Source organism: Agrobacterium sp. ST15.13.013, assembly GCF_027956525.1.
Classification (GTDB): Bacteria; Pseudomonadota; Alphaproteobacteria; order Rhizobiales; family Rhizobiaceae; genus Agrobacterium; species Agrobacterium salinitolerans.
Genome location: NZ_JAQKGP010000038.1, coordinates 1 through 20,642, shown reverse-complemented (window position 1 = coordinate 20,642; position 20,642 = coordinate 1). Strand labels below are relative to the sequence as shown.

Genomic DNA, 20,642 nt, shown 5'->3' with positions numbered 1-20,642 from the left:
TGCGGAAATGTGCATCGTAGGTCAACGTCGGTGCGGCACATTCGAAAAGAGTGCCGGAGGCGAGCAAAAAACGATTGTAAGATCGGTCCTCCCCAGCGGAACCCGATCGTCCAATATCGATCCTCGGGTGGTCGCTAGAAAACGTCTGAGGTCAAAGGAGCTCGGAAACGATGAACATGAAGTTTGAGATCAGCGAAGAGGCTGTTCGGGACGGTATCGAAACTCTGCCGGAGTTATCGGACATCGCCCTCGTAGTGGGACACGCGCCTGCATCCCCTGCAGATGTGCTTCTCGATGAAGCCCTCCAGGAAAGCTTCCCGGCGAGCGATCCTCCGGCGTCCGGCAAGATGGAGTGAAGAAAAGCCTGGGCGCGTCCCGGGCATGTTACTCGAGCGCTTTCAAACGCCTGGTATCTGGTGCGCGGCCTCACTGCGTGCAGACAAAAGGAACGGACCATGGATAGCGGTTCCCGCGACTATCAGAGATTTCCAACGCTGACGCCTTTGCAGGTCGAGACGGCCCGCAGATTCGCCAGCGTTGGGCCGCTTTCATTCGAGCCCGGCCAGGAGATATTTCCTGTCGGCGAGCGGAACGCGCCAGCCTTTCTGGTTCTCGAGGGGCAGATCGATGCGTTTCGGCATGACGGTTTTCGCGGCGATCAGGATGTCGCCGCACACAAAGCAGGTCAGTTCTCAGGCGAGATAAACCAGCTATCGGGCCGCCCGTCACTATCAGGACTTAAGGGCGGACCCGACGGATGCGTGGCTATCGCTTTCGATGCGCCCCACCTTCGCGCACTCATCATCGGGTCCGCGGAAGTCGGCGAGACTGTCATGCGCGCTTACATCCTAAGGCGCGTCGCCTACCTTGATGCCGGCCTAGGCGGCTCGATCCTGATCGGGACGTCAGCAGATCCTTCGCTTATACGCCTTCAAGGCTTTCTCACCAGCAACGGATATCCCCACACCGTGCTCGATGCCGAGTCGGATGAGGATGGGCTCGTTCTCGTTGAGCGACTCGGAATAACGGCGGTTGAACTGCCGTTGATGATCTGCCCAAGCGGCACGATGCTCAGAAACCCGACTGTGGGGGAGGCAGCGACATGTCTCGGTATCACGCCTGAACTCGATCCGGAGACCCTGTACGACGTTGCGATCGTGGGAGCGGGGCCTGCAGGTCTGGCAACCTCGGTCTACGCGGCCTCCGAAGGTCTACGGTCGATTGTTATCGACCAGCGCGCGATCGGCGGGCAGGCGGGCAGTTCATCCCGTATCGAGAACTACCTCGGGTTCCCCACTGGAATTTCTGGAGCAGCACTTGCGGGGCGGGCCTTCAGCCAAGCGCTCAAATTCGGGGTAGAGGTTGCGTTGCCGCTAAAGGTCAGGGAACTGACGGCCCCGGAAATATCTCGTGCACGGTCGGCACCCATATCCCTGGAACTCGAGGACGGGCAGTCAATTCGTGCGAAGTCGCTCGTGATTGCCTCCGGTGCGCGGTATCGCACGCCCGAGATCGATGGTTTGCAGCGGATACAGGACACAGCTGTTTCGTACTGGGCCTCAGCACTTGAGGCCAAGCTTTGCGAGAACTCGGACATTGCCCTTATCGGGGGCGGAAATTCAGCGGGCCAAGCCGTAGTTTTCCTCGCCCCACGCGTCAAGCGGCTGCACATGATCGTTCGCCGCGACCTCTCCGAGACGATGTCATCATATCTCATCGAACGGATTGCGGCGTTGCCCAACGTCGAAATACATCTGGGTTGCGAACTGGTCTCGGTCAGCAGGGACGATGGACCAAATGTCTCAGGCATCCTGCAGCATAAGAAATCGATGCAAACGAGAGCCTGTGATTTCGGCCACCTCTTCCTGTTCGCCGGAGCTGATCCGAATACGAGTTGGACCGGCGGAAAAATAGACACGGACAACAACGGCTTTGTGCTTACAGGCAGAGGGTTTGATGAAGACGTCTCGTCTTTCCTCGGGCGGCAATCGTTCGCTCTGGAGACGAGCATACCCAACATCTTCGCAATCGGAGACGTGCGCGCCGGCTCGACCAAAAGAGTAGCGGCAGCCGTGGGCGAGGGGGCCGCGGTCGTCAGCCAAATACATCAGGCGCTGAAGTTTCTCGACGTCACGGTTTGACGGAAGCAAGCGCAGGCACGGTAAAGGCCACCAGCGGAAATGCGTTTATCCTCGACAAACGGGCGTCTCTTGTTGAGAAACGAAATCCGGTCCCGATAGAGCACGCGAAACGGACTTCGTACACTCCCTGCGCTAGCGTATTAGAAAATGGGCTATCTGCTCTTCGAGCACTCGCCACCATCCCCATTCAACGTAGGCGATGAGGGCGGCGAGGATTGCGCCAGCGATCGAGTTGACATGCCTCAAAGGCGACAGCGACAATTCCGTCTCAAGCGCGCCTGGCTCGAAGATCGAAGGAAGTGGCATTTCGGCGACAGGAAAGAGTGCTCTCCTGAGCGCATCGGCGTGACGCTCGTATGCCCCGACCCGTTGTGCGGCCGTCAGGTCATCATACAGGTATTCTTTGACGGCGCGCTTGCGCTCCTCGGGAAGGCAGTGGTCGATGTAGAGCTGGATCTCGATTTCGGTGATGGCCGGCATATTACTTGATGCTCCTAAGATGCGCGCCTCTGCGCGCGCTCGTCCGCAGCGGAATCTCGACAACCTCCCTCAATCGCTCTCTCGCGAGAGGGAGTTCGTTGATTACGAAGCTGTCAGGTATGCCCAAGGCGCTCCCGACTTCCTGGAAAGTCAACTGTTCGACTGACGTGAGCAGGATCATGCTCCGGTCGAGTGTCGTCAATCTTCTCAGGGCGCATGCGATCCCGGTGTCATACTCCGGGATCGGTTCGCTGTCAGCGTCGTCGAAGATCGCGGCCTTGTCGTCTGCAAGACTATGGATCAGGCCGTAGCCTTCGATCTTGAGGCCAACGAAACCGAGGAACATCCAACGTGCTTTCAGCGTTTTCAAGGCAATCATCACAAGTGCATCGGCCGACCCAATGTCTGCTGCGTGCCCGCTTGCGAACCTTCGAAAGGCTGGAACGTACGGCAACACGTTTCTCGTAAACTCTTTCATGAGCGCAACCAGTCTACATTTCTATTCAGTAGGATTCCAGGCAATTTGGCTTGGAAAGCGGGGCAACGAGCCTTGCAAGCGGCATAGGGCGCGGGTGGTTGCCCGCGCGCCCGCTACCTCACGAAAGATGGATGTCGGAAAGATCAATCGATACGACGAGCGGTTCCGGCATTGAATTGCCGTCCGGCTGTCTGGGGAAAATGCGCCGCTCGGTCGGGAACATCAGTCCCTGAACTTCTTTGTAGCCGCCGATGTAGTGAGCACCGGGCGTGTTTCCAGCAATCTCGACGTCGTAGTCATGCCGCTTGAGTAGGCCGACTTCGTCGACGTAGAGGGTCTGAACGGTGCTGTGTGTAGCAATGTTGGCGGGGAAAGTGACCTTCAAACGCTGCCACGTCTCCCCATTTTCAGTCCACTCGCCGATCTCCTCCGCTTGGACGCCCGGCGCGGTTAGAAGGAAGGGCATGTTAAGGTACGTCCACATGGCGATGCCCGCGAAATAGGCGAGCTGCGGGTCGGACCAGGGAGTTTCCAGCGTGTGGCCGGCGAACGACGAGCGAGGCTCCTTGAGTTCTTCGAGGACCCTACCACGTGCATCCTTGATCTGGACCAGACCCGGCTCAAACAGCGTCACTTTTCCTTCGGCGCTGAAGGGATCGTGGGAAGCCCACTCCTCGCCGAGGCCGACCGAGACGTTGGTTACATCAAGCTGGCCGGAATGCCCCTTCAACGGCCACAAGACGCCGCCTTGTTTGAGATGCGCCGTAAGGCGTGTGTATTTTCTCCAGTTTTCCAGGCCGCCATGGGCGGCAATGATTTTCTCGACGAGGGAAGGCATTTTCGTCTCCGTGGTTGCGTTGTTTAGCTGTTCAGGAAGTGCTGGACGTGGGCGACGAACGTATCGGGATATTGGAAAAGTGCGCCGTGACCAGAGTCCGGATATAAAACGAGTGTGGCGTTCGGCATGTTCTTGAACATCTCGTACGCGTTGATGGAGGGGAACATCGTGTCGTCGCTGCCGTGTACGATGAGTGTCGGCTGTGTGATCGCCTTCAACGACTTATGGGCGGGGTCTTTGTCCGCGCACCATCCGATGATGGAGGCTGCCTGCGGATTGCTGACGGAATCCGGGCTTTCCGGATCGCGCTGATATGTGCGAACAGCGGCGCGATTGACGAATGCCTGTCCAGCAGCCTGACTTGGTACCGATGGAGTGAAGAAAAGGGGAAGGCGGACGTCCTCGGCATTTCGCGCGAACGCTTCCTCGACGACCTGCATCAGGTGCTCTTCGCCACCCTTGGGCGCGGTGCCCGCGAGTACGATCTTGCGGACCTTGACGGCGGGGCGAGCAGCCATAAGCTGTGCGATGAATCCACCGAGGGAGAAGCCGAGAAGATCAACCTTGTCATAACCGAGGGCGGCTATAAAGCTCTCAGCATCCGTCGTCATCTGGTCAACGGTATCGGGCGTTTTGCCTCCGGATGTTCCGACCCCTGCGTTGTTGAAAACGACTACGGGTCGATCCCCCGCAAGGGCGTTCACCACAGCCGGGTCCCATGAGTCCATCGTTCCGGTGAAATGCTGCAAGAGAACCAGCGGGGTTCCGGTCTCCCGGCCTAGCCGACGGTACGCATAGCGAACTCCGTGGGCCTCGACATATTTTGTTTCGGCTTCCTCGAGTTTGACGGACATCAGGCATCCTTTCCTTGTCATCACGCCCATGTTGGTGTGGAGGAAAGTGCTGATTAATGTCCTGTTACGCGAGTTAATCAGTGTTAAGTTGGGTTATGGATAGCGCCCCGGACGCAGTCGGGATCGAACTAGGAGGCGGAATCGCTCTCCAACGTCAGACCATTGCGGCAAGGAGCCAAACGTATCAGGTCCGTTGCCGCTTCGAGATCGATGGTCTTGCTTCCTGGTTCGAATTTGCCGATTACCGCCTCGATGTCATCGATGATACCGGGTTTATCGGAGCGCGACGAGAGCTCGTACGCGGCCATCAGGCAACGTAATTCCCAGAACGTCGCCACCATCTTGCGCGAGAGCGCTACCGCGTCCGCGGCAATCTTCCTCGCGAGCTCTGGATTTGTCGGAAACTCCGCGATTGCCAACAAGCGAAGCAGCTCCGGACGGCACCACCCCGCATCACCCTGGAGGGCGCGCTCGATGTGGGTTTTATGAGCACGCTCGCCGGCAATGACCACGAAGTATTCCAGCCTCAGTGCCGCCGCGCCTGAGAGCTCGTTTTCGAGGCCACTGTGATTGTCATCGCCGAACAGCCCATGCCGGTAGGACGAAATCCACTGTTGCCAACGGATCAGTCTTTGTTGTTTCGCCAGGCCTTCTGCTTTGTCGAGGTATTCACTTGCCTCGCTATGTCGTCCCACAAGCGAAGCCATCGGAAACGCGCTCAGCATCAGAAGAAGGCACGAAGCGATCGAGTAACCCAGATCCTCCGCTTCCCGTACCGAATCCTTGAGGAGATCCATGGCGGTGACCATGTTGCCTTCGAGGAATTCTACGAACACCAGGACCGCCAGACCCGAGATTCGCTGGTCGAAACCAAGTCCGGCATTCGAGGTCCTCCTGATCGACCCGCTGCCATCGTCCAGCGAACCCTCGATTTCCTTGCGCGCGCGAGAGAGTTCCCCGTTGAAGAAGTAATTGTGCCCAAGCATCGCGCTAAACACATGCGATGACACCTGTGGGTTCTTGTCCCGTAGCGCAAGCGCGGCATCGATTGCGTCCTGGTATCTGCCATGCGAGCACAGGATGGCCGTTCTTGCTGCATTTGCCTGGATGCACTTGCCTAGATTGCCGGTTGCTTCCGCTATTTCGATTCCGCGGTCAATTTCGTATAGGGCATCGCCGTCTTTCGAGTATCCCTGAACGTGGTACAGCGCGCTTCCTTTGGAAATCCGGAGGTCGAGCTCCGTTTCCGTTCCCTCGTGCGCAGATCCGGGGACGCGTTTCAAGGCTTCGTCGAGGACCTGTATTTGCTCGTTCATCAATCCAAGTTGAACCCAGACAATCTTGGAATTGGCAGCAAGGCGCATTCCCGACTCGGCCGTTTCAATTGACTCGAATGACCAATGGATCGCACTTCGGATATCGTGGATCAGATCTGAATACAGCCGCATCCAGTCAGCGGTCGCGAGCGTCGGCCAGTCACGAGCGGCGTTAGCAAGCGCCTTTTCGCAATAGTCCGCATGGGCCGCATGAAGCAGCCTTGCTTGATCTCCTCTCCTGACCTTGTCCAGAGCGTAGCTTCTTGTTGTTTGGAGAAGTCGATATTTCCCGTCGCCACCGCTCACCGAAAACAGCGACTTCAGGAACAGGCCATCAAAAGCCTCGTAGAAATCCTCCTCCGGCATTACGCCCGCACAGAGCGTCTGGGCGGCTTCGGTCGAAAACGCGCCGGCGAACATCGCGCAATATTCGAACAGAAGGCGTTCCTTATCCGTCAGGCCATCAAAGCTCCAATCGAGCGTCGCTCTCAGCGTTTGCTGCCTTGGAGGCGCTGTTCGCCGTCCCCGTCGCAGAACCGCGAGCGGGTCGCTCAACGAGCTGACGAGATGGGCAAGTCCGAGGTTGGCGACGCCGGACGCGGCAAGTTCGATAGCCAGAGGGATGCCGTCGAGACGCCGGACGATAGATGCAGCCGCCGCAAGCGTTTCGGGATTGTTGAAGTCCTCCAGTTCGGACGACAACATAACCCGGTCAACGAAAAGCTCGACTGCAGGATATTTCATTAGCGAGGATTGCGGGCTGTCTTCCGGGGGTACAGGAAGGGAAGGTAGCTGTCGTATCCTTTCCCCGGCAATGCGCAAGGGCTCGCGGCTTGTGGCAAGCACGGTCACCTGCTTCGCGGCCGCCAAAATGTCCTCGACGATGAAAGCCGCTTTGGAAATAATGTGCTCGCAATTGTCGAGCAAAAGAAGGAGGTTTCGTTCGGCCAATGCTTCGAGGACGGCATGCTCCGCGTTGTCGATGACAACACTTAGTCCGAGCAGGCTCGCCACAGTCGGAGCGATTTGCTTTTCGTCACTTAACGAGGCGAGATCGACAAACAAGACCTTGCGACCAGCACTTATGATTTCGGCAGCGGCCAGCGCGACGGACGTCTTGCCAACACCGCCTGCGCCCGAAATCGTTATCAGACGATTGGTCGAGAGCATTTGCGCGGTCTCCGCCACGAAGTCGTCTCGACCAATGAGGCGTTCGGTCAGTCGCGGAAAGCTCTGCTGCAGAACCTGCGGTTTGGCCGGAGCCTGATTGACGGACCCGACACCGGAACCCTCCACGGGCATGACGAAAACGTAACCTCTACCCGGTACGTTTTCGATGTATCTTCCGCTAGTCCGATCACCCAGAAGCTTTCGAAGTGTGACCAGGTGCACGCGCAGCGCGCCCTCTTCAACGGTCGTATCCGGCCATACCGCTGCGAGCAAGGTTTCCTTGCTGACCACTTCCCCCGCCGATGTTGCAAGTACGGCTAATATGTCGAATGCCTTACCGCCAAGCTGAAGCACGTTGCCGGATTCGGTCAGCTTCCGTTGGGCGGTATCCAGCTCAAATCGTCCAAACCTCAGTACGGTCATTGACGATATCCGGCCAAGTTGGAGCTGTGCTGACGCGCAAATAATGAGGCTCGATTGCTAGGACAGCCGAACAAAGGCGCAGTCGCCCGTGTAGGCACGGCGCACAAAGCTCCGGGAGAAAAAATTCGTAAGCGGTCTTGTCCCACGTTAGGCTCGCCTTTGGTCTTATTGCGGAGATAGACCAACCGGTCAGTTTATGCAACGAACCATTGAGCGAATGAACTGTCGGATTCTCTTTATGCGTTGTATCCACCATCAACGTTCAGAACGCTTCCGGTGATAAAAGAGGAATTTGGACCTGCGAGGAAAAGGATTGCTTGCGCGACCTCTTCAGGCGTTCCCAGGCGCTTGAGGACGTTAGACTGTTTCTCCGCCTCGAGCATTTCGCTCGATGCCTCGGAGAGCTCGGCCTGGATCGACCCGATCTGGACCACGTTGACATTGATCCCCCGCGGCCCAAGATCGTGGGCCGCGCCGCGACAGAAAGCGGTGATGGCTGCTCGGGTTGCCGCGTAGTCTGCCAAACCGGGAGCGCCTACCCTGTCGGCGAGGCTGGCACTGAGTGCGATTATTCGTCCCCCGTGTCCCATGAACCTGACTGAGGCTCGAACCAGAGCTGCGATAGCCATCACGGTTCCCGAATACTGCGCTTCAAGCGCGTCCTCATCCATGTCCACGTCATCGATCTGCCAGTGGGCGCGATGATGTGCGTTAGCAATCAGGACGTCTATCCGACCCATCGCAGAGATCACACCCCGCGCGAGTCGAGCGCACTCGACTCCCGATCCATCGTTGGGCCAATCGAAGGTGATGACGCGGTTGCCGAACCGCTGAAGTTCGGTGATGAAATCCGAGGAGAATTCGCTAGCATCGACCGTTAGGGCCAAGTCGGCTCCGGCTATAGCGAGCAGCCTCGCCGTAGCCCGGCCTACGCCCTTATCGGCGTTTGTTAGCAGCGCCACTCGGCCTGCGAGCGGACGTAGGATGTCGTCGGGCAATTCTGGCACTGACATTTCCTTCAGAACAACGGCAACGAAGCGTACTGCGAACTTCGCCCGTCGAGCCCGGATACGCGAAGAGTCAATACCCGTATTGTAAGATTGGGCAGCACCCAAAAACATACAGTCCGTAACACTGCTAATCAGACTTAACATCGCTTAACTCGCTTAGCGCCGAATGCCCAGACTAGATTCAAGGGCATCCGAAGCAACGAGTTACGCCAATGCCAAACCAAGTTTCATCCGCTCAACTGCGTCCAGCAAATAACCAGATCGTGGTGTGGAGTTTGAACCCGCATGGCCTCACAGCGCGTTTCCCGACACCAGCACTAGCTCCGACGAGGACGCCGACGTTTCCTCGCGGCAGGACGGTTGCAGGTCTGGCCGAATGGCAGAAAAACAAGATTATGCGCTACATCGACGACAATGTCGAAAGCTGCATAAGGGTTCAGGAGCTCGGGGCTCAGGTTCGGCTTAGCGCAAGCCGTTTTTCCAAGGGCTTCAAAGTTTCGTTCGGCAAGTCGCCCTACGACTACGTCCTCGCGCGGCGGATCGAAGCGGCCAAATACCTTATCACCTGTACTGACGAGCCGCTCAGTCAGATTGCACAGGCCTGCGGGCTTAGCGACCAGGCTCATCTTTCGAAGGTATTCAAACGACTGGTCGGGGTGACCCCCCTCAATTGGCGGCGCCGCCATGCCAGCGGATCGGCTGTCCCGGTTGCGTCGCAGTCATGGTCAAGGCTCGCACAGTCGTCTGAACGCGCGATGGCAATGTAAGGCCATGGCACCTGGTAGAAACATGATTTCGGGCGGTCTTTTCCTCGCGGTGACGAGGTTGATCGGGAAGAGGTGGCGTTCACCGGCGCGATCTCATGCAGCATTAAATCTCCAGGTTCATGCACGCAGCATGATGGCGCGAGTTCGTAAAAGCCCGGTGGACCAATCCAGCTCCGCCGGGTCACTGCATTTTCAACGGAGGATATTGTGAGGAAACATCTCTGTCTTTTGACCCTCGGCTGGGTAGCGATCGCCCTCCCAGATTCGACTGCTCGGGCCGATGGCGACCCGGAAAAAGGCCTGAAACTTTTCGCACGTTGCAGTGCCTGCCACACCGCGAGCGAACAGAACAGGGTGGGGCCGGGGCTCCTTGGTGTGGTCGGGCGGACCGCCGGAACAGCTGAAGGTTATAGCTATTCGGCAGCAATGAAGTCTTCGGGCGTGACATGGGACGAGCGAGCACTGGACGCATTCCTCAAGTCGCCTTCGGGCGTCGTTAAGGGCACCCGAATGACCATCTCGATCCCCAAGGACCAGGATCGCGCCGATGTTATCGCCTACCTGAAAACACTCACTGTCCAATAATCCGGCACTAGAGGAGCAGAAACATGAAAAGCCTCGTTATCAATGGCGTAACCCACCAGGTCGATGCCCCGGACGACATGCCACTTCTTTGGGTGCTTCGTGACATCCTCGGAATGACAGGCACCAAATACGGATGCGGCATTGCCCAGTGCGGCGCCTGTACTGTCCACGTTGACGGTATGGCTGTCCGAGCGTGTCAGACGACGATGGACATGATTGATGGCCAGAAAATCACGACGATCGAAGGCGTCGGCGAAACGGAAATCGGGGCGAAAGTCCAGGCCGCCTGGCTCGAGAAGGAAGTCGTTCAGTGCGGCTACTGTCAGTCTGGACAGATAATGTCGGCGACGTCCCTGCTTACTGCCAATCCGAAGCCGACCGACGCTGAGATAGATGAGGCCATGGCGGGCAACATCTGCAGATGCGGCACATACGTCAGGATCCGTGAAGCAATCCACTCAGCGTCCGCCTGAAGACCTTCCATGATCAAGATTCTGGAATGAGGAATAGTCAAATGGATCCACTGGAAACCGCCGAAATATGGCACCGTTCGGGGAAAGAGGTGGCTATCGCAACCGTTGTAAGCACATGGGGTTCATCGCCCCGACCGGCGGGCAGCAGATTGGTCGTCGACGACCAAGGTAATTTCGAAGGATCGGTTTCAGGTGGATGCGTCGAGGGCGCGGTGGTCACTGAAGCACTGGATGTTATCAACAGCGGCGAAGCCAGGCTCGTCGAATTCGGCGTTGCGAACGAAACAGCTTGGCGTGTTGGCCTCTCGTGCGGCGGCATCATCTCCGTTTTCGTATCGAGGCTGAGCTAATGGACGTCAGTCTCGTTACCGCCCTCAACTCGGTGAAAGCCCGTCGAATCCCGGTGGTCGAGATCATCAATCTCGCCACTGGAAGCCAGGAACTCTTAACGACTATCGATGGCATCGACAGCGCGGTCGCCGATGCAGCACGCCAAGCCCTGGCTGGCGGCCTTTCCTATCGTACGGAGATTGACGGTGTTCCATATTTCCTGAATGTGCATCTTCCCGCGATCCGGCTCATGATCATCGGTGCAGTCCATATCGCGCAGGCGCTGGCCCCTATGGCCAGCCAGGCCGGGATGGAGACCATCGTTGTCGATCCGAGGGAAGCTTTCGCAACCGAAGATCGCTTTCCCGGCGTCGCCGTGCTTCCGGCGTGGCCCGATGAGGCTTTCGAGGAGATATCTGTCGACGCGAACACCGCGATGGTCGCTCTTACCCACGACCCGAAAATCGACGATCCAGCGGTCAAGCAAGCTCTAAGGGCCGGAACCTTCTATATCGGGGCTCTCGGTAGCTCGAGAACTCATCTTGCAAGGTTGGAGCGCCTGCGAGCAGCTGGTTTCGAACAGTCTGTCCTAGAGCGCATTCGGGGCCCGATCGGTCTTGATATCGGCGCAAGGGAGCCGGGTGAAATCGCCGTCGCCATCCTGGCTGAGATTATCGCCCATCGACGGTCCAGGTATGAGGCGGGAAAGACGATATGTTCGGCAAGTTTGAGACAGAAATAGCTACCGGGATGATGCTCGGACATCGTCTTGCGGTCGGAGGCAGGGCCTTCTCCAAAGGATACACCTTGTCCCTCGAAGATGTGGCATTCTTCCTTTCGCACGGGATTTCGAGCGTACTTGCCCATCGGTTCGAAGAACACGAGATTGATGAGATCACAGCCGCCGATATCCTAAGCGTTCCTTTCGCCAAAGAGGGGGTTTTTTCGAAGTCAGCCGTGGGGGGAAGGGTAAATTTCTACGCCAAAGCCGATGGCCTGTTTATCGCCGAGCGAGACTTGATCAACTCGTTCAATAACATCAATCAAGCGGTCACCTTCGCCTGTCTGGCTGACCGCAGCCGGGTAGCCGAGGGGGAGCTCGTCGGCACCCTGAAGATCATTCCGCTTGCGGTCGGATATAGGACGGTCGAGACAGCGAGGTTGGTGGCTTCTGCGCGGCCACCAATATCCGTATGGCCGTTTGAATCCCGAACCGTTACGCTCATCTCAACCACTCTACCGGCACTTAGCGCGAAGACAGTGGAGAAGACCACGCGAATAACTGCAGCCAGGCTGATGGAGCGAGGCTCGGCGCTCGTGTCGGAGCTATATTCGGAACACGATGTAATCGCACTGGCCAACGTCCTGAGGGAGGAAGCCGATCGAAGGGCAGGATCCAATCATCTGGTCATCGTTTTCGGGGCGTCGGCCGTTGCAGACGCAGACGATGTCATTCCTGCTGCGATCCGTGAGGCAGGTGGAAAGGTGGAGCGAGTGGGGATGCCTGTAGATCCGGGTAACCTGATCGTCATCGGTGCGATTGCGGACATTCCCGTAATCGGAGCGCCGGGCTGCGCACGCAGCCCGTCCTTGAACGGTCTTGATTGGGTGCTGGACAGGATGCTCGCGGGCGACCGCATTGACAGCGGGACGATTGCCAAGATGGGAGTCGGGGGGCTGCTCAAGGAGATTTCGTCGAGGCCGCAGTTAAGGGAAGCCTCAGTCAGTCACGAAGCTCCGTGATACCGCATTATCGGCGCTATGGGCGCAGGCCGTCGAGTACACGTTCGCAAAGGCCTGCGCATGTTTCCACAACAGCATCAAGCTCTTTTGTAAGCGCCGGAAATCCACTCTGAAATCAAATCGGCGTATGTCTCTGCCGCGTCTTCCCAGACGAAGTGGCCGGCATCGACGACTTCGGCGCGGCAATGCGGAAGGCGGTCTGCAAGGAACTGTCCGTTGGCGGGAGGGACGATCGGATCATCTTTGCCGGAGATGACGAGCATAGGTGTTTGGAGCGACGGCAGCAGGCCGGCGAGGATCGGAAGGTCTTGCTTATAGGCTCGGACGAAGTCGGCCGCTTCGTTCCATCGTTGGCCGTCGGAAGAGTTTCTGTAGTCCTCCAGGATAGCTTCTGGAATAGAAGCACGCGCGGTGCTCTTCACCAGCTCATAGACACGTTTACCACCATCGAAATCAGCGAAGTCACTCTTTGACGACGCCACGATCTGACGCAGGGACTCTCCAAAAAGCAGTTCGCTTGTTCCGCCACTGCCGCCCACAATGCTCTCAAAGCGCTCCGCATGCCGACTGGCGGCGAAAAGCACGGCGAGCGTGCCGACGTCAGGCGCCACCACGTGCGCCCGTTCGATTTCGAGGGCGTCCATGATGCGGATGAGGAAATCCCCCATGGCGTGGGGCGACATCAGGTCCGACCGTCCCTCAGACATGCCAAAGCCCGGGAGATCAACTGCTATCAATGGTCCGAGTTCGCTGATACGCGCCCACACGAGATTGAATGCGAAGATGCTTTCGGGCCAAGGGGCCGTAAGCAATACGGGAATGCCTTGAGCATCTTTAGTGCTGACAGTTCGCACCTTGATGCCGTCGATAGATATGAAGGAGGTTTTCTCAGGCATGTTTAAGCCGTTGGTCATCGAAATAGCCTCCTGTTCGGTTGCCGCTGCGGCAAAATCTATAGTCAGGGTAGGCTTGGAAGAGCCCGCAGATCTTTGACGATCCGGCTCCCCTGCAGGTTTTCGAGCGGCCGCATCTTACAATATCGAGATGCCCAGGCGTGGTTCCATGCTGCGAAATCGAAACCGAGAGGCAGCAATGAACGTAATTGAAAAATTCGACTTCCTTATCTTTGGTGGCGGTAAGGCGGGCAAGACGCTGGCGATGGAGCAGGCCAAGGCAGGGAAGAAAGTTGCCGTTGTAGAAGCTGGCATGATTGGCGGCTCTTGCATCAACGTCGCTTGCATCCCCAGCAAGACCCTCATTCGCAGCGCCGAGGTCGCACACACGATCAAGAATACGGCCGAGTTCGGAGTTACTGTCGACAGCGTTCGCCACAGCATCGATTTGGTGAGAGACCGCACGGCGAGGGTGGTCGCGGAGATGGTCGCGACGAACAAAGCGGGCTTCAATGCAAGCGGATTCGATCTGATTCTGGGCTGGGGTCGCTTTGTCGCGCCCAAGACCATCCAGGTTGAAACCGAAAACGGCGTGCGGATGCTCACAGGCGATCAGGTATTCATCAATCTCGGAACCGTTGCAGACATTCCGGATGTCCCAGGGCTTTCCGAGGCGGACCCGATTACGCACGTGGATGCTTTGAAACTGGGAGAGTTACCCACGCGCCTCATCGTGATTGGCGGTGGCTATATCGGAATGGAATTGGGGCAGGCATTTCGGCGTCTCGGCGCCGAGGTTACTATCGTTGAACGCGGGCCGCGGCTTGCTCCGCGCGAAGATGTCGATGTCAGCGAAGCAATCCTCAAAATCCTCAATTCTGAAGGCGTGGACGTGGCTCTCAGCGCTTACGACCTGACCGTTTCGGGTCGCTCAGGCGATCGCGTCACGGTGCATTGCGCCGACGGCCGATCATTCGAAGGTTCGCATATTCTGGTTGCGTCGGGTCGAAAGCCAAGAACGGCCAACATCGGGCTGGAGCTTGCCGGCGTTGAGGTCGATGAGCGCGGTTTCGTCAAGGTCGACGATCGACTGCGTACGACCGCTCCCGATGTCTGGGCGATGGGTGAAGTCGCCGGCACGCCGATGTTTACCCATGCCTCGCTCGATGACTACCGGATCGTCAAAAGCGCGATGAGCGGCGGAGACCGTACCACCAAAGATCGTACTATTCCGTACTGCGTGTTTATCGATCCTGAGTTCGCAAGGATCGGCAAGAACGAAACCGATATGGCGAAGGACGGGGCTGACTACCGCGTTGCCAACCTCCCCGTGGATGTCATTCCGCGTGCGCGAACGCTGTCGCTACGCAAAGGATTCATGAAGGCCATCGTCGCACGCGACAGCGACATCATCCTTGGTTTCAGCATGCTCGGAGTGAACGCAGGTGAAGTGATGAGCGTCGTCCAGATGGCCATGCAAGGCGGACTGCCCTTCACCGCATTGCGCGACGGGATTTTCGCCCATCCTACGATTACCGAAGGCCTCAACATGCTCTTTGCAAACCTCGGCGCTCCGATCACGCGCAACTAAGAACAATTCGGAGATTTAATGATGACCCCAGCCAAGGCTTCGACAACCACAACGAAACACGCAGACCTTGAAGGTCGCACGCTTGCCTATCGGCAATTCGGAGAGGGGCCGCCACTCGTCCTTGCCGTCCGGTTCAGGGGAACGATGGACTCCTGGGATCCGCTCTTCCTTGACGAGCTTGCGAAGAATTTCATGGTAGTGATTTTCGACTATACCGGACTCGGTGGATCGACCGGGACGCCGACATACGATCGCGCGTCGCTTGCGAAGGACGCAAGGGACCTGATCGATTTCCTCGGCTTTGACAAAGTTGTCATGGGGGGATGGTCATTGGGTGGGGTTGTTGCGCAGGTTTTCGCGACAACCTATCCGGACAAGGTTTCGCAGGCGGTCCTAATCGGAACGGCTCCTCCGGGACATCCGAAAGTCAGCGGCGAGCCGATTTTCATCAAGACCGCCATGAATCCCGTGAATACCCTGGATGACGAGTTTATCCTGTTCTTCGAACCGGCATCCGAAAGCAGCAAGGCGGCCGCAAAGCGTTCTCATGATCGCATCGCCGAACGCAAGGCAGGCCGCTCCCCTGCGATCCCGGAGGCGACCTTCATGAAACTCCTCAGCGAGGCGAGGGACAGGTCGACCATCTACCCGGATCCTGAAGGCGCTCACATGAGAAAGCTGGCGGCCGGCGTGGTGCCGCTATTGGTGATTTCCGGAGACCACGACATCGCTTGCCCGGTCGACAACTGGTTGGAACTGGTGCGCGACTGGAAGTCGCTTCACCTGGTGACGCTGCCGCAGGCCGGGCACGGACCGCACCACCAGGAACCGCACTTCTGCGCCGACGTGATTGCGTCGTTTGTCCGGAACCATCGGTCCGGCGAACATCCGTAGTCAACGCCTCACGCACTCGATTTCCGGAATTTTGAGACCAGGAATAATGCACGCTTCTCGCTTTTCCCATCGCGGCTTCTGCTTTTACTGCGTGGCCCCCGAGACTTCCGGCGCCAGCGGCGGTCCGATGCTGACACCCGCACAGGCCTACGCGAAAGCGCGCGGGATTGTGAATGCGATGAGGGATTATGCGGCCTCGTCTCCTGTTTCGCGTCACACCGTCCGCGGCGGGCTTACGGTTCTGGAGGGCTCAGGCGGCAATATGCTTGCCAGCTTCGGCGACGACGGAATGTTCCTCGTTGATGCGGGTATCGCCGTATCGGAAGCCAAGATCAAGGAAAGCTTGACTAACTTGGGAAGCCCCCGAGGTTGCTGCCGTGGTAAATACACATTGGCACTTCGACCACGCTGACGGCAACGATTGGCTAGGCCGAGAGGGTGCGAAGATCATCGCTCATGAAATGACGCTCAAGCATTTGAGTACGGCACAGCGTGTCGAGGACTGGAATTTCGACTTTCCTCCTTCCTCGATCCCGGCTCTGCCTTCGGTCGTCGTGGCAGACACGCATGAGTTGGATATCAACGGGGACCGGGTAAGTCTCAGGTTTTACGGAAATGCGCACACGGATGGTGATCTCTCGGTATTTTTCCAGAATTCGAATGTGCTTCACACCGGCGACACTTTCCGGAACGGGATCTATCCGTTCATCGACAGGTCTACCGGAGGCAGCATTGACGGCATGATCGAGGCTGCACGGTGGAACGTCGATATCTGAGATGCCGACACGCTCGTCGTATCAGGACATGCCAAGCCCGTCGGCAACCGCTATGAACCCAAGGTTTACATGGAAATGCTCGTCGCCATCAGGGCGCCGATCTCGGCGAGTAAAAGCAAGGGCATGAGTTTGGGTGAGGTGCAGGCTCAACGGCCGACCTCGGCGTTTGACGCCGTATGGGGAAGGTTTGAGGTCACGCCGGACTTTTTCACGAAACTTGTCTACGAAAGCTCGTAATTGCGGCTAAACTGACCGGGGCTGTCACGCAGAGCTGCGGTTGGAACACGGACCAAGTCTTTCTGCTGATATCAGTCGCATTGGACCCGACTTCGCGAACGATGCCGGCAACCGCTTGATCGAGCAGACGGGAAGCGGCGTTCCGTAGTTCGCTTCGACGGGACTTTGCGGCTGATCGGCGAGCCGATTTCCGCATTTGTTCCATGATGTTCAACTAGGCGCGACGTGCGTCGATCGCTGTTTCCCCTGATAAAGGTGCCGTGCAGAAATATGGCAGGTCCGGGTGGCAAAGCTTAGAGGAGCGCTCTTGCCTCCACTACGTCCACAGTGGCAAGCTCTCCATCGAATCCTGCCAGCGTTCGCGCAAGGCGGCTTTTTGCGGCGCTGAGACCCCCCATTGGGGTACACTTCACTATACTGGCTGCGCAGCGAAGCTCCCAGAACCTTGCGCCTTGTTGAGAGGAAATCAGATATCCTTCCATGAGAAGCTTCCGGGCGGCATCGACGTCTTCGTCGAGGAGCAGCAGGCCCTTGAGGCGGTAGAGTTCTGCTCGACACCATCCGGCATTTTTCGATAGCGCCCGGTCTAGGGCCGTACGGTCTGCGAGGTGGCCGCCTACGATCAGGCAGTTCTCAAACCGCGCCCCCCCGGCGTTTGCTAGCGCCTTGTTGAAGCGCTCCTTGTCATCAGATGCGAGGGCCATGGAAACCTGCTCGAACGTGAAAGCCCATTCCTGCCAACGGAGTAGGGAATTATCGCCGGATTTTTCGATGAGGAGCCCGAGCAGGCTCCGACCAGGTCCGACCTCCCTCATACCAAAAGCGGTGGGGCAGGCCGAGACCGCAAGATAGAGGCAGGTCGAGATCGCGTGGTCCAGGTTAATTGCTTCGGCCAAAACGGTGTCGAGTTGCCGCATTGCCGCTCGTAGTTCACCCTGGACCCATAGGGTCTTCACAACAGTTGAAAGAGCGCTGATCCTTTGGTCGTAACTTGCTCCATTATTCAAAGTTCCCCGAACGCCGACTTTCGCCATGTCGAGGGCTATGTTGGCATGTCGCATAGCACCTTCGAAATCACCTATGTAATGAAGGTTGTGAGCGAGCATGCGGCTAACGGCGTTTGGCAGTCTTTCACCGCAAAGGTCATCGAACTGTCGCGCAACGTTGATCGCATCAATGTAGTCCCCATTCATTGTGTGGATCGCGGTTATGCCGCCGCTCGCGCGAAGTATGCCCATATGATCGTCGAGGTCTTTAGCGATCTGGATTGCTCTGTGGTATTCGGCAAGGGCTTGTGGATCTCGCTCGGAGCTTTTGATGTGATAGATGGTGCCTGCGTGCGATAGCCGCAGATACATCTCGTGACGTGGATCACGTACCTCCGTGGCAGACGCTCGGGCAAGCGCGGTCTCGATCACGACCAACTGTTCGATCATAAATCCCAGTTGCGTCCAGATAATGTTCGAGGTGGCGGTGAGCTCTATTCCGAGGGCATCGTCGCCATCGGCGGAAAATGCCCAGGCGAGGGCGATGCGCAAATCGTGGATGAGGGCACCATGCAGCCGCAACCACTCGTCTGTTTCGAGTTTAGTCCAATCCGCCTCTGCCTTTTTCAACCTCGCGGAACAATGGCGGGCATGTGCATGTTGGGCCTCCCGTTTGAGGGGCGATGATGCGAGTTTCGCGGAGGCGTAGTGGCGTGTAGTTACGAGAAGCCTGTAGCTTCCGCCCTCAGAAGTGACGTTTAGGAGGGATTTGAGAAAGAGGTCGTCAAATGCTTCGTAGAATTCGTCATCGGAAAGATGGTCGCCCGCGACGGCGCGGGCGTCCTCGGCGCTGAAAAGTCCGGCAAAAGTTGATAAACGGAGCAGGAGCTCCTTTTCCACCGGAGATAACGTTTGGAAGCTCCAGTCGAGCGCCGACTGCAAGGTTTGTTGTCTTGCCGGGGCATTTCGCCTTCCGCGACGAAGAACTGCAAGCGGTCTTGCCACGGAGCGATGCAACTCCCTGATGTCTAGGTCGAGGGTTCTCGAAGCCGCAAGTTCAATGGCAAGCGGGATACCCTCCAATTTTCGTACAATGTCGGCAGACAATTCGATTATCTCGGGTTGTTTCAGGTCCCGCTCGTCTTTAAAGAGACCAGCCATTCTGTAAAACAAGTCCAAAGCCGCATAGCCTAGCGCGTCCTCCGCGATTGTGCCCTCTGGCGGGACGGCTAGGGGGGGCAAGCGACGGACGCGCTCGAGCTGTATCCTGAGCGGCTCTCTGCTCGTCGCGAGAATCGTGGACGTCGGAACTTCGAGAAGGATCGATTCTGCTGCTTCGGCTGCAGCATCAATGACGTGCTCACAGTTATCGAAAACAAGAAGTGTCGGAATTTTACGCAGTTCTGTCGCCACAGCCTGGAGCAATTCCGAACCGTAGACGCTCAGGCCGAGTTGACTGGCAAGCGACGGCATCAGGCTGGCGTTTTCGGACAAGGAGGCGAGGTCGATGAACAACACTCTTCTTCGGCCTAAGAAGCGTTCTGCGATGGCGATGGCAGCGGACGTCTTCCCGATGCCTCCTGTACCCGTGATGGTAATAATGCGCGACTGCTGTAAAAGGTCAGTTGTTGTTTCGACGAACTCATCACGGCCGATGACCTTGTTCGCGAGGCGCGGAAGGTCTGCTGAGGACATGCTGGACTTCGTCGTGACGGACGCAGCGCCGTCGATCCGAACCGGTGGCACGAAAACGTACCCCTTGCCGGGCACGTTATCTATGAAGCCACGAGCGCGCTCTCCCAAAGATTTGCGCAGCGAAACCAGCGAGACACGCAGCGTACCTTCTTCGACCCCGTTGGTCGGCCAAACCGCACTCAGGAGCTCATCCTTGCTGACCACCTGACCCGCACGTTGGGCAAGCACGGCAAGAAGATCGAATGCTCGGCCACCAAGTCTAAGTGGTTGCCCGCCCGCCGTCAGCTTACGATTTTGAACGTCCAGTTCGAAACCTTCGAAATGCAGAACGGTCATTGGATCCCCAATTGTTAAGTGCCCTTCCAGAAATTCCAATGCAGTCTTATCTCAAAAACACCGAGACCTGGATTAGTCCCATGCCTCCAGCTCATCGAGCCCGGCAAGCTTTCCTTCTTGAGCCTTATAGAAATACGGGCTGCAGATCAGCCATCTCTTCAACGGCCTCAATGGCGGCATGCATATCAATAGAATGAATGGCCCGTAACGGACACTTGGGTCCATACCGAAACTTCGCACGAAACCTGAGGCCACACCGCGAGAAGTGGACTTGGGACACACGCAAGACAAATGACAAAGAAGGCCGGGGCGCCCGCCGGTTCTGCAAACGAGTAATCAAGGCCACACACTTCGCACGAACTCCCCGTCAGGAAGCCTTGAAGAGGTGGCGCCTTGCCAACATCGCGGGCATCGTTGGCGTCGACCCGTGCTCACTGGCGGCAAAAGTGGATAGTAGTTTGTCATCACGATTTCCCGTCGCAAGATGTCTCTAAAGGTCACATTGCCAGAGTCTAAGGGACAGTCATTCAGAGGTGGCTCGGGAAATCTGCACAGCCAGGATAAGTGGAATTTCTGCCTGACTTCGGCTTAGATGCCGGGAACAGGAGATACCATGACGAGACGAC

General features: G+C 57.5%; 21 protein-coding genes and 1 pseudogene. 13 read left to right on the top strand and 9 right to left on the bottom strand.

What is annotated here, in order from left to right:
• Positions 1-170: 170 nt before the first annotated feature.
• Positions 171-356: a hypothetical protein gene (locus PL597_RS24405; protein WP_111797270.1), complete on the top strand. Its 186-nt coding sequence runs from the start codon at positions 171-173 to the stop codon at positions 354-356.
• A 99-nt stretch (positions 357-455) separates the two neighbouring features.
• Positions 456-2,141 carry an FAD-dependent oxidoreductase gene (locus PL597_RS24400; protein WP_020808342.1) on the top strand — a complete coding sequence of 562 codons (1,686 nt, stop codon included), beginning with the start codon at positions 456-458 and terminating at the stop codon, positions 2,139-2,141.
• A 132-nt stretch (positions 2,142-2,273) separates the two neighbouring features.
• Here PL597_RS24400 and PL597_RS24395 read toward each other — a convergent pair whose 3' ends face one another.
• The 6 genes from PL597_RS24395 to PL597_RS24370 all read right to left on the bottom strand — a co-directional run bounded on the left by PL597_RS24395 (position 2,274) and on the right by PL597_RS24370 (position 8,713).
• Positions 2,274-2,621: an anti-sigma factor family protein gene (locus PL597_RS24395; protein WP_020808343.1), complete on the bottom strand. Its 348-nt coding sequence runs from the start codon at positions 2,619-2,621 to the stop codon at positions 2,274-2,276.
• A gap of 1 nt (position 2,622) precedes the next feature.
• Positions 2,623-3,099 carry a hypothetical protein gene (locus PL597_RS24390; protein ID WP_020808344.1) on the bottom strand — a complete coding sequence of 159 codons (477 nt, stop codon included), beginning with the start codon at positions 3,097-3,099 and terminating at the stop codon, positions 2,623-2,625.
• Positions 3,100-3,217: 118 nt separating this feature from the next.
• Complete coding sequence (locus PL597_RS24385; RefSeq protein WP_191218599.1) at positions 3,218-3,937, bottom strand: hypothetical protein; 720 nt, start codon at positions 3,935-3,937, stop codon at positions 3,218-3,220.
• Between the two features lie 23 nt (positions 3,938-3,960).
• On the bottom strand, positions 3,961-4,791 hold the full coding sequence (locus tag PL597_RS24380; RefSeq protein WP_020808346.1) for an alpha/beta fold hydrolase: 831 nt from the start codon (positions 4,789-4,791) through the stop codon (positions 3,961-3,963).
• A gap of 128 nt (positions 4,792-4,919) precedes the next feature.
• On the bottom strand, positions 4,920-7,700 hold the full coding sequence (locus PL597_RS24375; protein ID WP_060727485.1) for an ATP-binding protein: 2,781 nt from the start codon (positions 7,698-7,700) through the stop codon (positions 4,920-4,922).
• 236 nt (positions 7,701-7,936) lie between these two features.
• Positions 7,937-8,713 carry an SDR family NAD(P)-dependent oxidoreductase gene (locus PL597_RS24370; RefSeq protein ID WP_111797271.1) on the bottom strand — a complete coding sequence of 259 codons (777 nt, stop codon included), beginning with the start codon at positions 8,711-8,713 and terminating at the stop codon, positions 7,937-7,939.
• Between the two features lie 209 nt (positions 8,714-8,922).
• Here PL597_RS24370 and PL597_RS24365 point away from each other — a divergent pair, with 209 nt between their 5' ends.
• From PL597_RS24365 to PL597_RS24340, 6 genes are all read left to right on the top strand, one after another.
• Positions 8,923-9,477 (top strand): helix-turn-helix domain-containing protein, encoded by a 555-nt coding sequence (locus PL597_RS24365; protein WP_210256907.1) that lies wholly within the window; start codon positions 8,923-8,925, stop codon positions 9,475-9,477.
• Positions 9,478-9,684: 207 nt separating this feature from the next.
• Positions 9,685-10,062, top strand: a complete 378-nt coding sequence (locus tag PL597_RS24360) for a c-type cytochrome (RefSeq protein ID WP_020808353.1) — start codon at positions 9,685-9,687, stop codon at positions 10,060-10,062.
• A 23-nt stretch (positions 10,063-10,085) separates the two neighbouring features.
• Positions 10,086-10,535 (top strand): (2Fe-2S)-binding protein, encoded by a 450-nt coding sequence (locus tag PL597_RS24355; protein WP_020808354.1) that lies wholly within the window; start codon positions 10,086-10,088, stop codon positions 10,533-10,535.
• 41 nt (positions 10,536-10,576) lie between these two features.
• Positions 10,577-10,885 carry an XdhC family protein gene (locus PL597_RS24350; protein WP_020808355.1) on the top strand — a complete coding sequence of 103 codons (309 nt, stop codon included), beginning with the start codon at positions 10,577-10,579 and terminating at the stop codon, positions 10,883-10,885.
• Complete coding sequence (locus tag PL597_RS24345; RefSeq protein WP_191218598.1) at positions 10,885-11,607, top strand: XdhC family protein; 723 nt, start codon at positions 10,885-10,887, stop codon at positions 11,605-11,607. Before PL597_RS24350 ends, PL597_RS24345 begins: the two co-directional genes overlap by 1 nt.
• On the top strand, positions 11,580-12,608 hold the full coding sequence (locus PL597_RS24340) for a molybdopterin-binding protein (RefSeq protein ID WP_271366439.1): 1,029 nt from the start codon (positions 11,580-11,582) through the stop codon (positions 12,606-12,608). Before PL597_RS24345 ends, PL597_RS24340 begins: the two co-directional genes overlap by 28 nt.
• A gap of 77 nt (positions 12,609-12,685) precedes the next feature.
• Here the strand turns inward: PL597_RS24340 and PL597_RS24335 are convergent, their stop codons facing one another.
• Positions 12,686-13,522, bottom strand: coding sequence for an alpha/beta fold hydrolase (locus tag PL597_RS24335; protein WP_111797274.1), 837 nt, complete (start codon positions 13,520-13,522; stop codon positions 12,686-12,688).
• A 178-nt stretch (positions 13,523-13,700) separates the two neighbouring features.
• Here PL597_RS24335 and PL597_RS24330 point away from each other — a divergent pair, with 178 nt between their 5' ends.
• The 5 genes from PL597_RS24330 (at position 13,701) to PL597_RS24310 (ending at position 16,999) form a co-directional block, all read left to right on the top strand.
• A complete protein-coding gene (locus tag PL597_RS24330) occupies positions 13,701-15,092 on the top strand; it encodes a dihydrolipoyl dehydrogenase family protein (protein ID WP_020808359.1) in 1,392 nt (463 codons plus the stop codon).
• Positions 15,093-15,110: 18 nt separating this feature from the next.
• Positions 15,111-15,986 (top strand): alpha/beta fold hydrolase, encoded by an 876-nt coding sequence (locus tag PL597_RS24325; RefSeq protein ID WP_271366437.1) that lies wholly within the window; start codon positions 15,111-15,113, stop codon positions 15,984-15,986.
• 46 nt (positions 15,987-16,032) lie between these two features.
• The gene (locus tag PL597_RS24320; RefSeq protein ID WP_271366436.1) at positions 16,033-16,398 is read left to right on the top strand and encodes a hypothetical protein; all 366 of its coding nucleotides are present in this window, start codon (positions 16,033-16,035) and stop codon (positions 16,396-16,398) included.
• The gene (locus PL597_RS24315) at positions 16,364-16,762 is read left to right on the top strand and encodes an MBL fold metallo-hydrolase (protein WP_191218596.1); all 399 of its coding nucleotides are present in this window, start codon (positions 16,364-16,366) and stop codon (positions 16,760-16,762) included. The genes PL597_RS24320 and PL597_RS24315 overlap by 35 nt, the downstream gene beginning before the upstream one ends.
• A gap of 69 nt (positions 16,763-16,831) precedes the next feature.
• On the top strand, positions 16,832-16,999 hold the full coding sequence (locus PL597_RS24310; RefSeq protein WP_271366435.1) for a hypothetical protein: 168 nt from the start codon (positions 16,832-16,834) through the stop codon (positions 16,997-16,999).
• Between the two features lie 293 nt (positions 17,000-17,292).
• On the opposite strand, the gene PL597_RS24305 is transcribed toward PL597_RS24310, so the two are convergent.
• On the bottom strand, positions 17,293-20,016 hold the full coding sequence (locus PL597_RS24305; protein WP_020808362.1) for a winged helix-turn-helix domain-containing protein: 2,724 nt from the start codon (positions 20,014-20,016) through the stop codon (positions 17,293-17,295).
• A gap of 72 nt (positions 20,017-20,088) precedes the next feature.
• Positions 20,089-20,481: pseudogene (locus PL597_RS24300) on the bottom strand (DUF983 domain-containing protein).
• Positions 20,482-20,642 lie beyond the last annotated feature (161 nt).

Excerpts from the sequence above, each read along its gene's own strand:
- PL597_RS24405 (WP_111797270.1), top strand. The coding sequence starts at position 171 with ATGAACATGAAGTTTGAGATCAGCGAAGAGGCTGTTCGGGACGGTATC.
- PL597_RS24400 (WP_020808342.1), top strand. The coding sequence starts at position 456 with ATGGATAGCGGTTCCCGCGACTATCAGAGATTTCCAACGCTGACGCCT.
- PL597_RS24395 (WP_020808343.1), bottom strand. The coding sequence starts at position 2,621 with ATGCCGGCCATCACCGAAATCGAGATCCAGCTCTACATCGACCACTGC.
- PL597_RS24390 (WP_020808344.1), bottom strand. The coding sequence starts at position 3,099 with ATGAAAGAGTTTACGAGAAACGTGTTGCCGTACGTTCCAGCCTTTCGA.
- PL597_RS24385 (WP_191218599.1), bottom strand. The coding sequence starts at position 3,937 with ATGCCTTCCCTCGTCGAGAAAATCATTGCCGCCCATGGCGGCCTGGAA.
- PL597_RS24380 (WP_020808346.1), bottom strand. The coding sequence starts at position 4,791 with ATGTCCGTCAAACTCGAGGAAGCCGAAACAAAATATGTCGAGGCCCAC.
- PL597_RS24375 (WP_060727485.1), bottom strand. The coding sequence starts at position 7,700 with ATGACCGTACTGAGGTTTGGACGATTTGAGCTGGATACCGCCCAACGG.
- PL597_RS24370 (WP_111797271.1), bottom strand. The coding sequence starts at position 8,713 with ATGTCAGTGCCAGAATTGCCCGACGACATCCTACGTCCGCTCGCAGGC.
- PL597_RS24365 (WP_210256907.1), top strand. The coding sequence starts at position 8,923 with ATGCCAAACCAAGTTTCATCCGCTCAACTGCGTCCAGCAAATAACCAG.
- PL597_RS24355 (WP_020808354.1), top strand. The coding sequence starts at position 10,086 with ATGAAAAGCCTCGTTATCAATGGCGTAACCCACCAGGTCGATGCCCCG.
- PL597_RS24350 (WP_020808355.1), top strand. The coding sequence starts at position 10,577 with ATGGATCCACTGGAAACCGCCGAAATATGGCACCGTTCGGGGAAAGAG.
- PL597_RS24345 (WP_191218598.1), top strand. The coding sequence starts at position 10,885 with ATGGACGTCAGTCTCGTTACCGCCCTCAACTCGGTGAAAGCCCGTCGA.
- PL597_RS24340 (WP_271366439.1), top strand. The coding sequence starts at position 11,580 with ATGTTCGGCAAGTTTGAGACAGAAATAGCTACCGGGATGATGCTCGGA.
- PL597_RS24335 (WP_111797274.1), bottom strand. The coding sequence starts at position 13,522 with ATGACCAACGGCTTAAACATGCCTGAGAAAACCTCCTTCATATCTATC.
- PL597_RS24330 (WP_020808359.1), top strand. The coding sequence starts at position 13,701 with ATGAACGTAATTGAAAAATTCGACTTCCTTATCTTTGGTGGCGGTAAG.
- PL597_RS24325 (WP_271366437.1), top strand. The coding sequence starts at position 15,111 with ATGATGACCCCAGCCAAGGCTTCGACAACCACAACGAAACACGCAGAC.
- PL597_RS24320 (WP_271366436.1), top strand. The coding sequence starts at position 16,033 with ATGCACGCTTCTCGCTTTTCCCATCGCGGCTTCTGCTTTTACTGCGTG.
- PL597_RS24310 (WP_271366435.1), top strand. The coding sequence starts at position 16,832 with ATGGAAATGCTCGTCGCCATCAGGGCGCCGATCTCGGCGAGTAAAAGC.
- PL597_RS24305 (WP_020808362.1), bottom strand. The coding sequence starts at position 20,016 with ATGACCGTTCTGCATTTCGAAGGTTTCGAACTGGACGTTCAAAATCGT.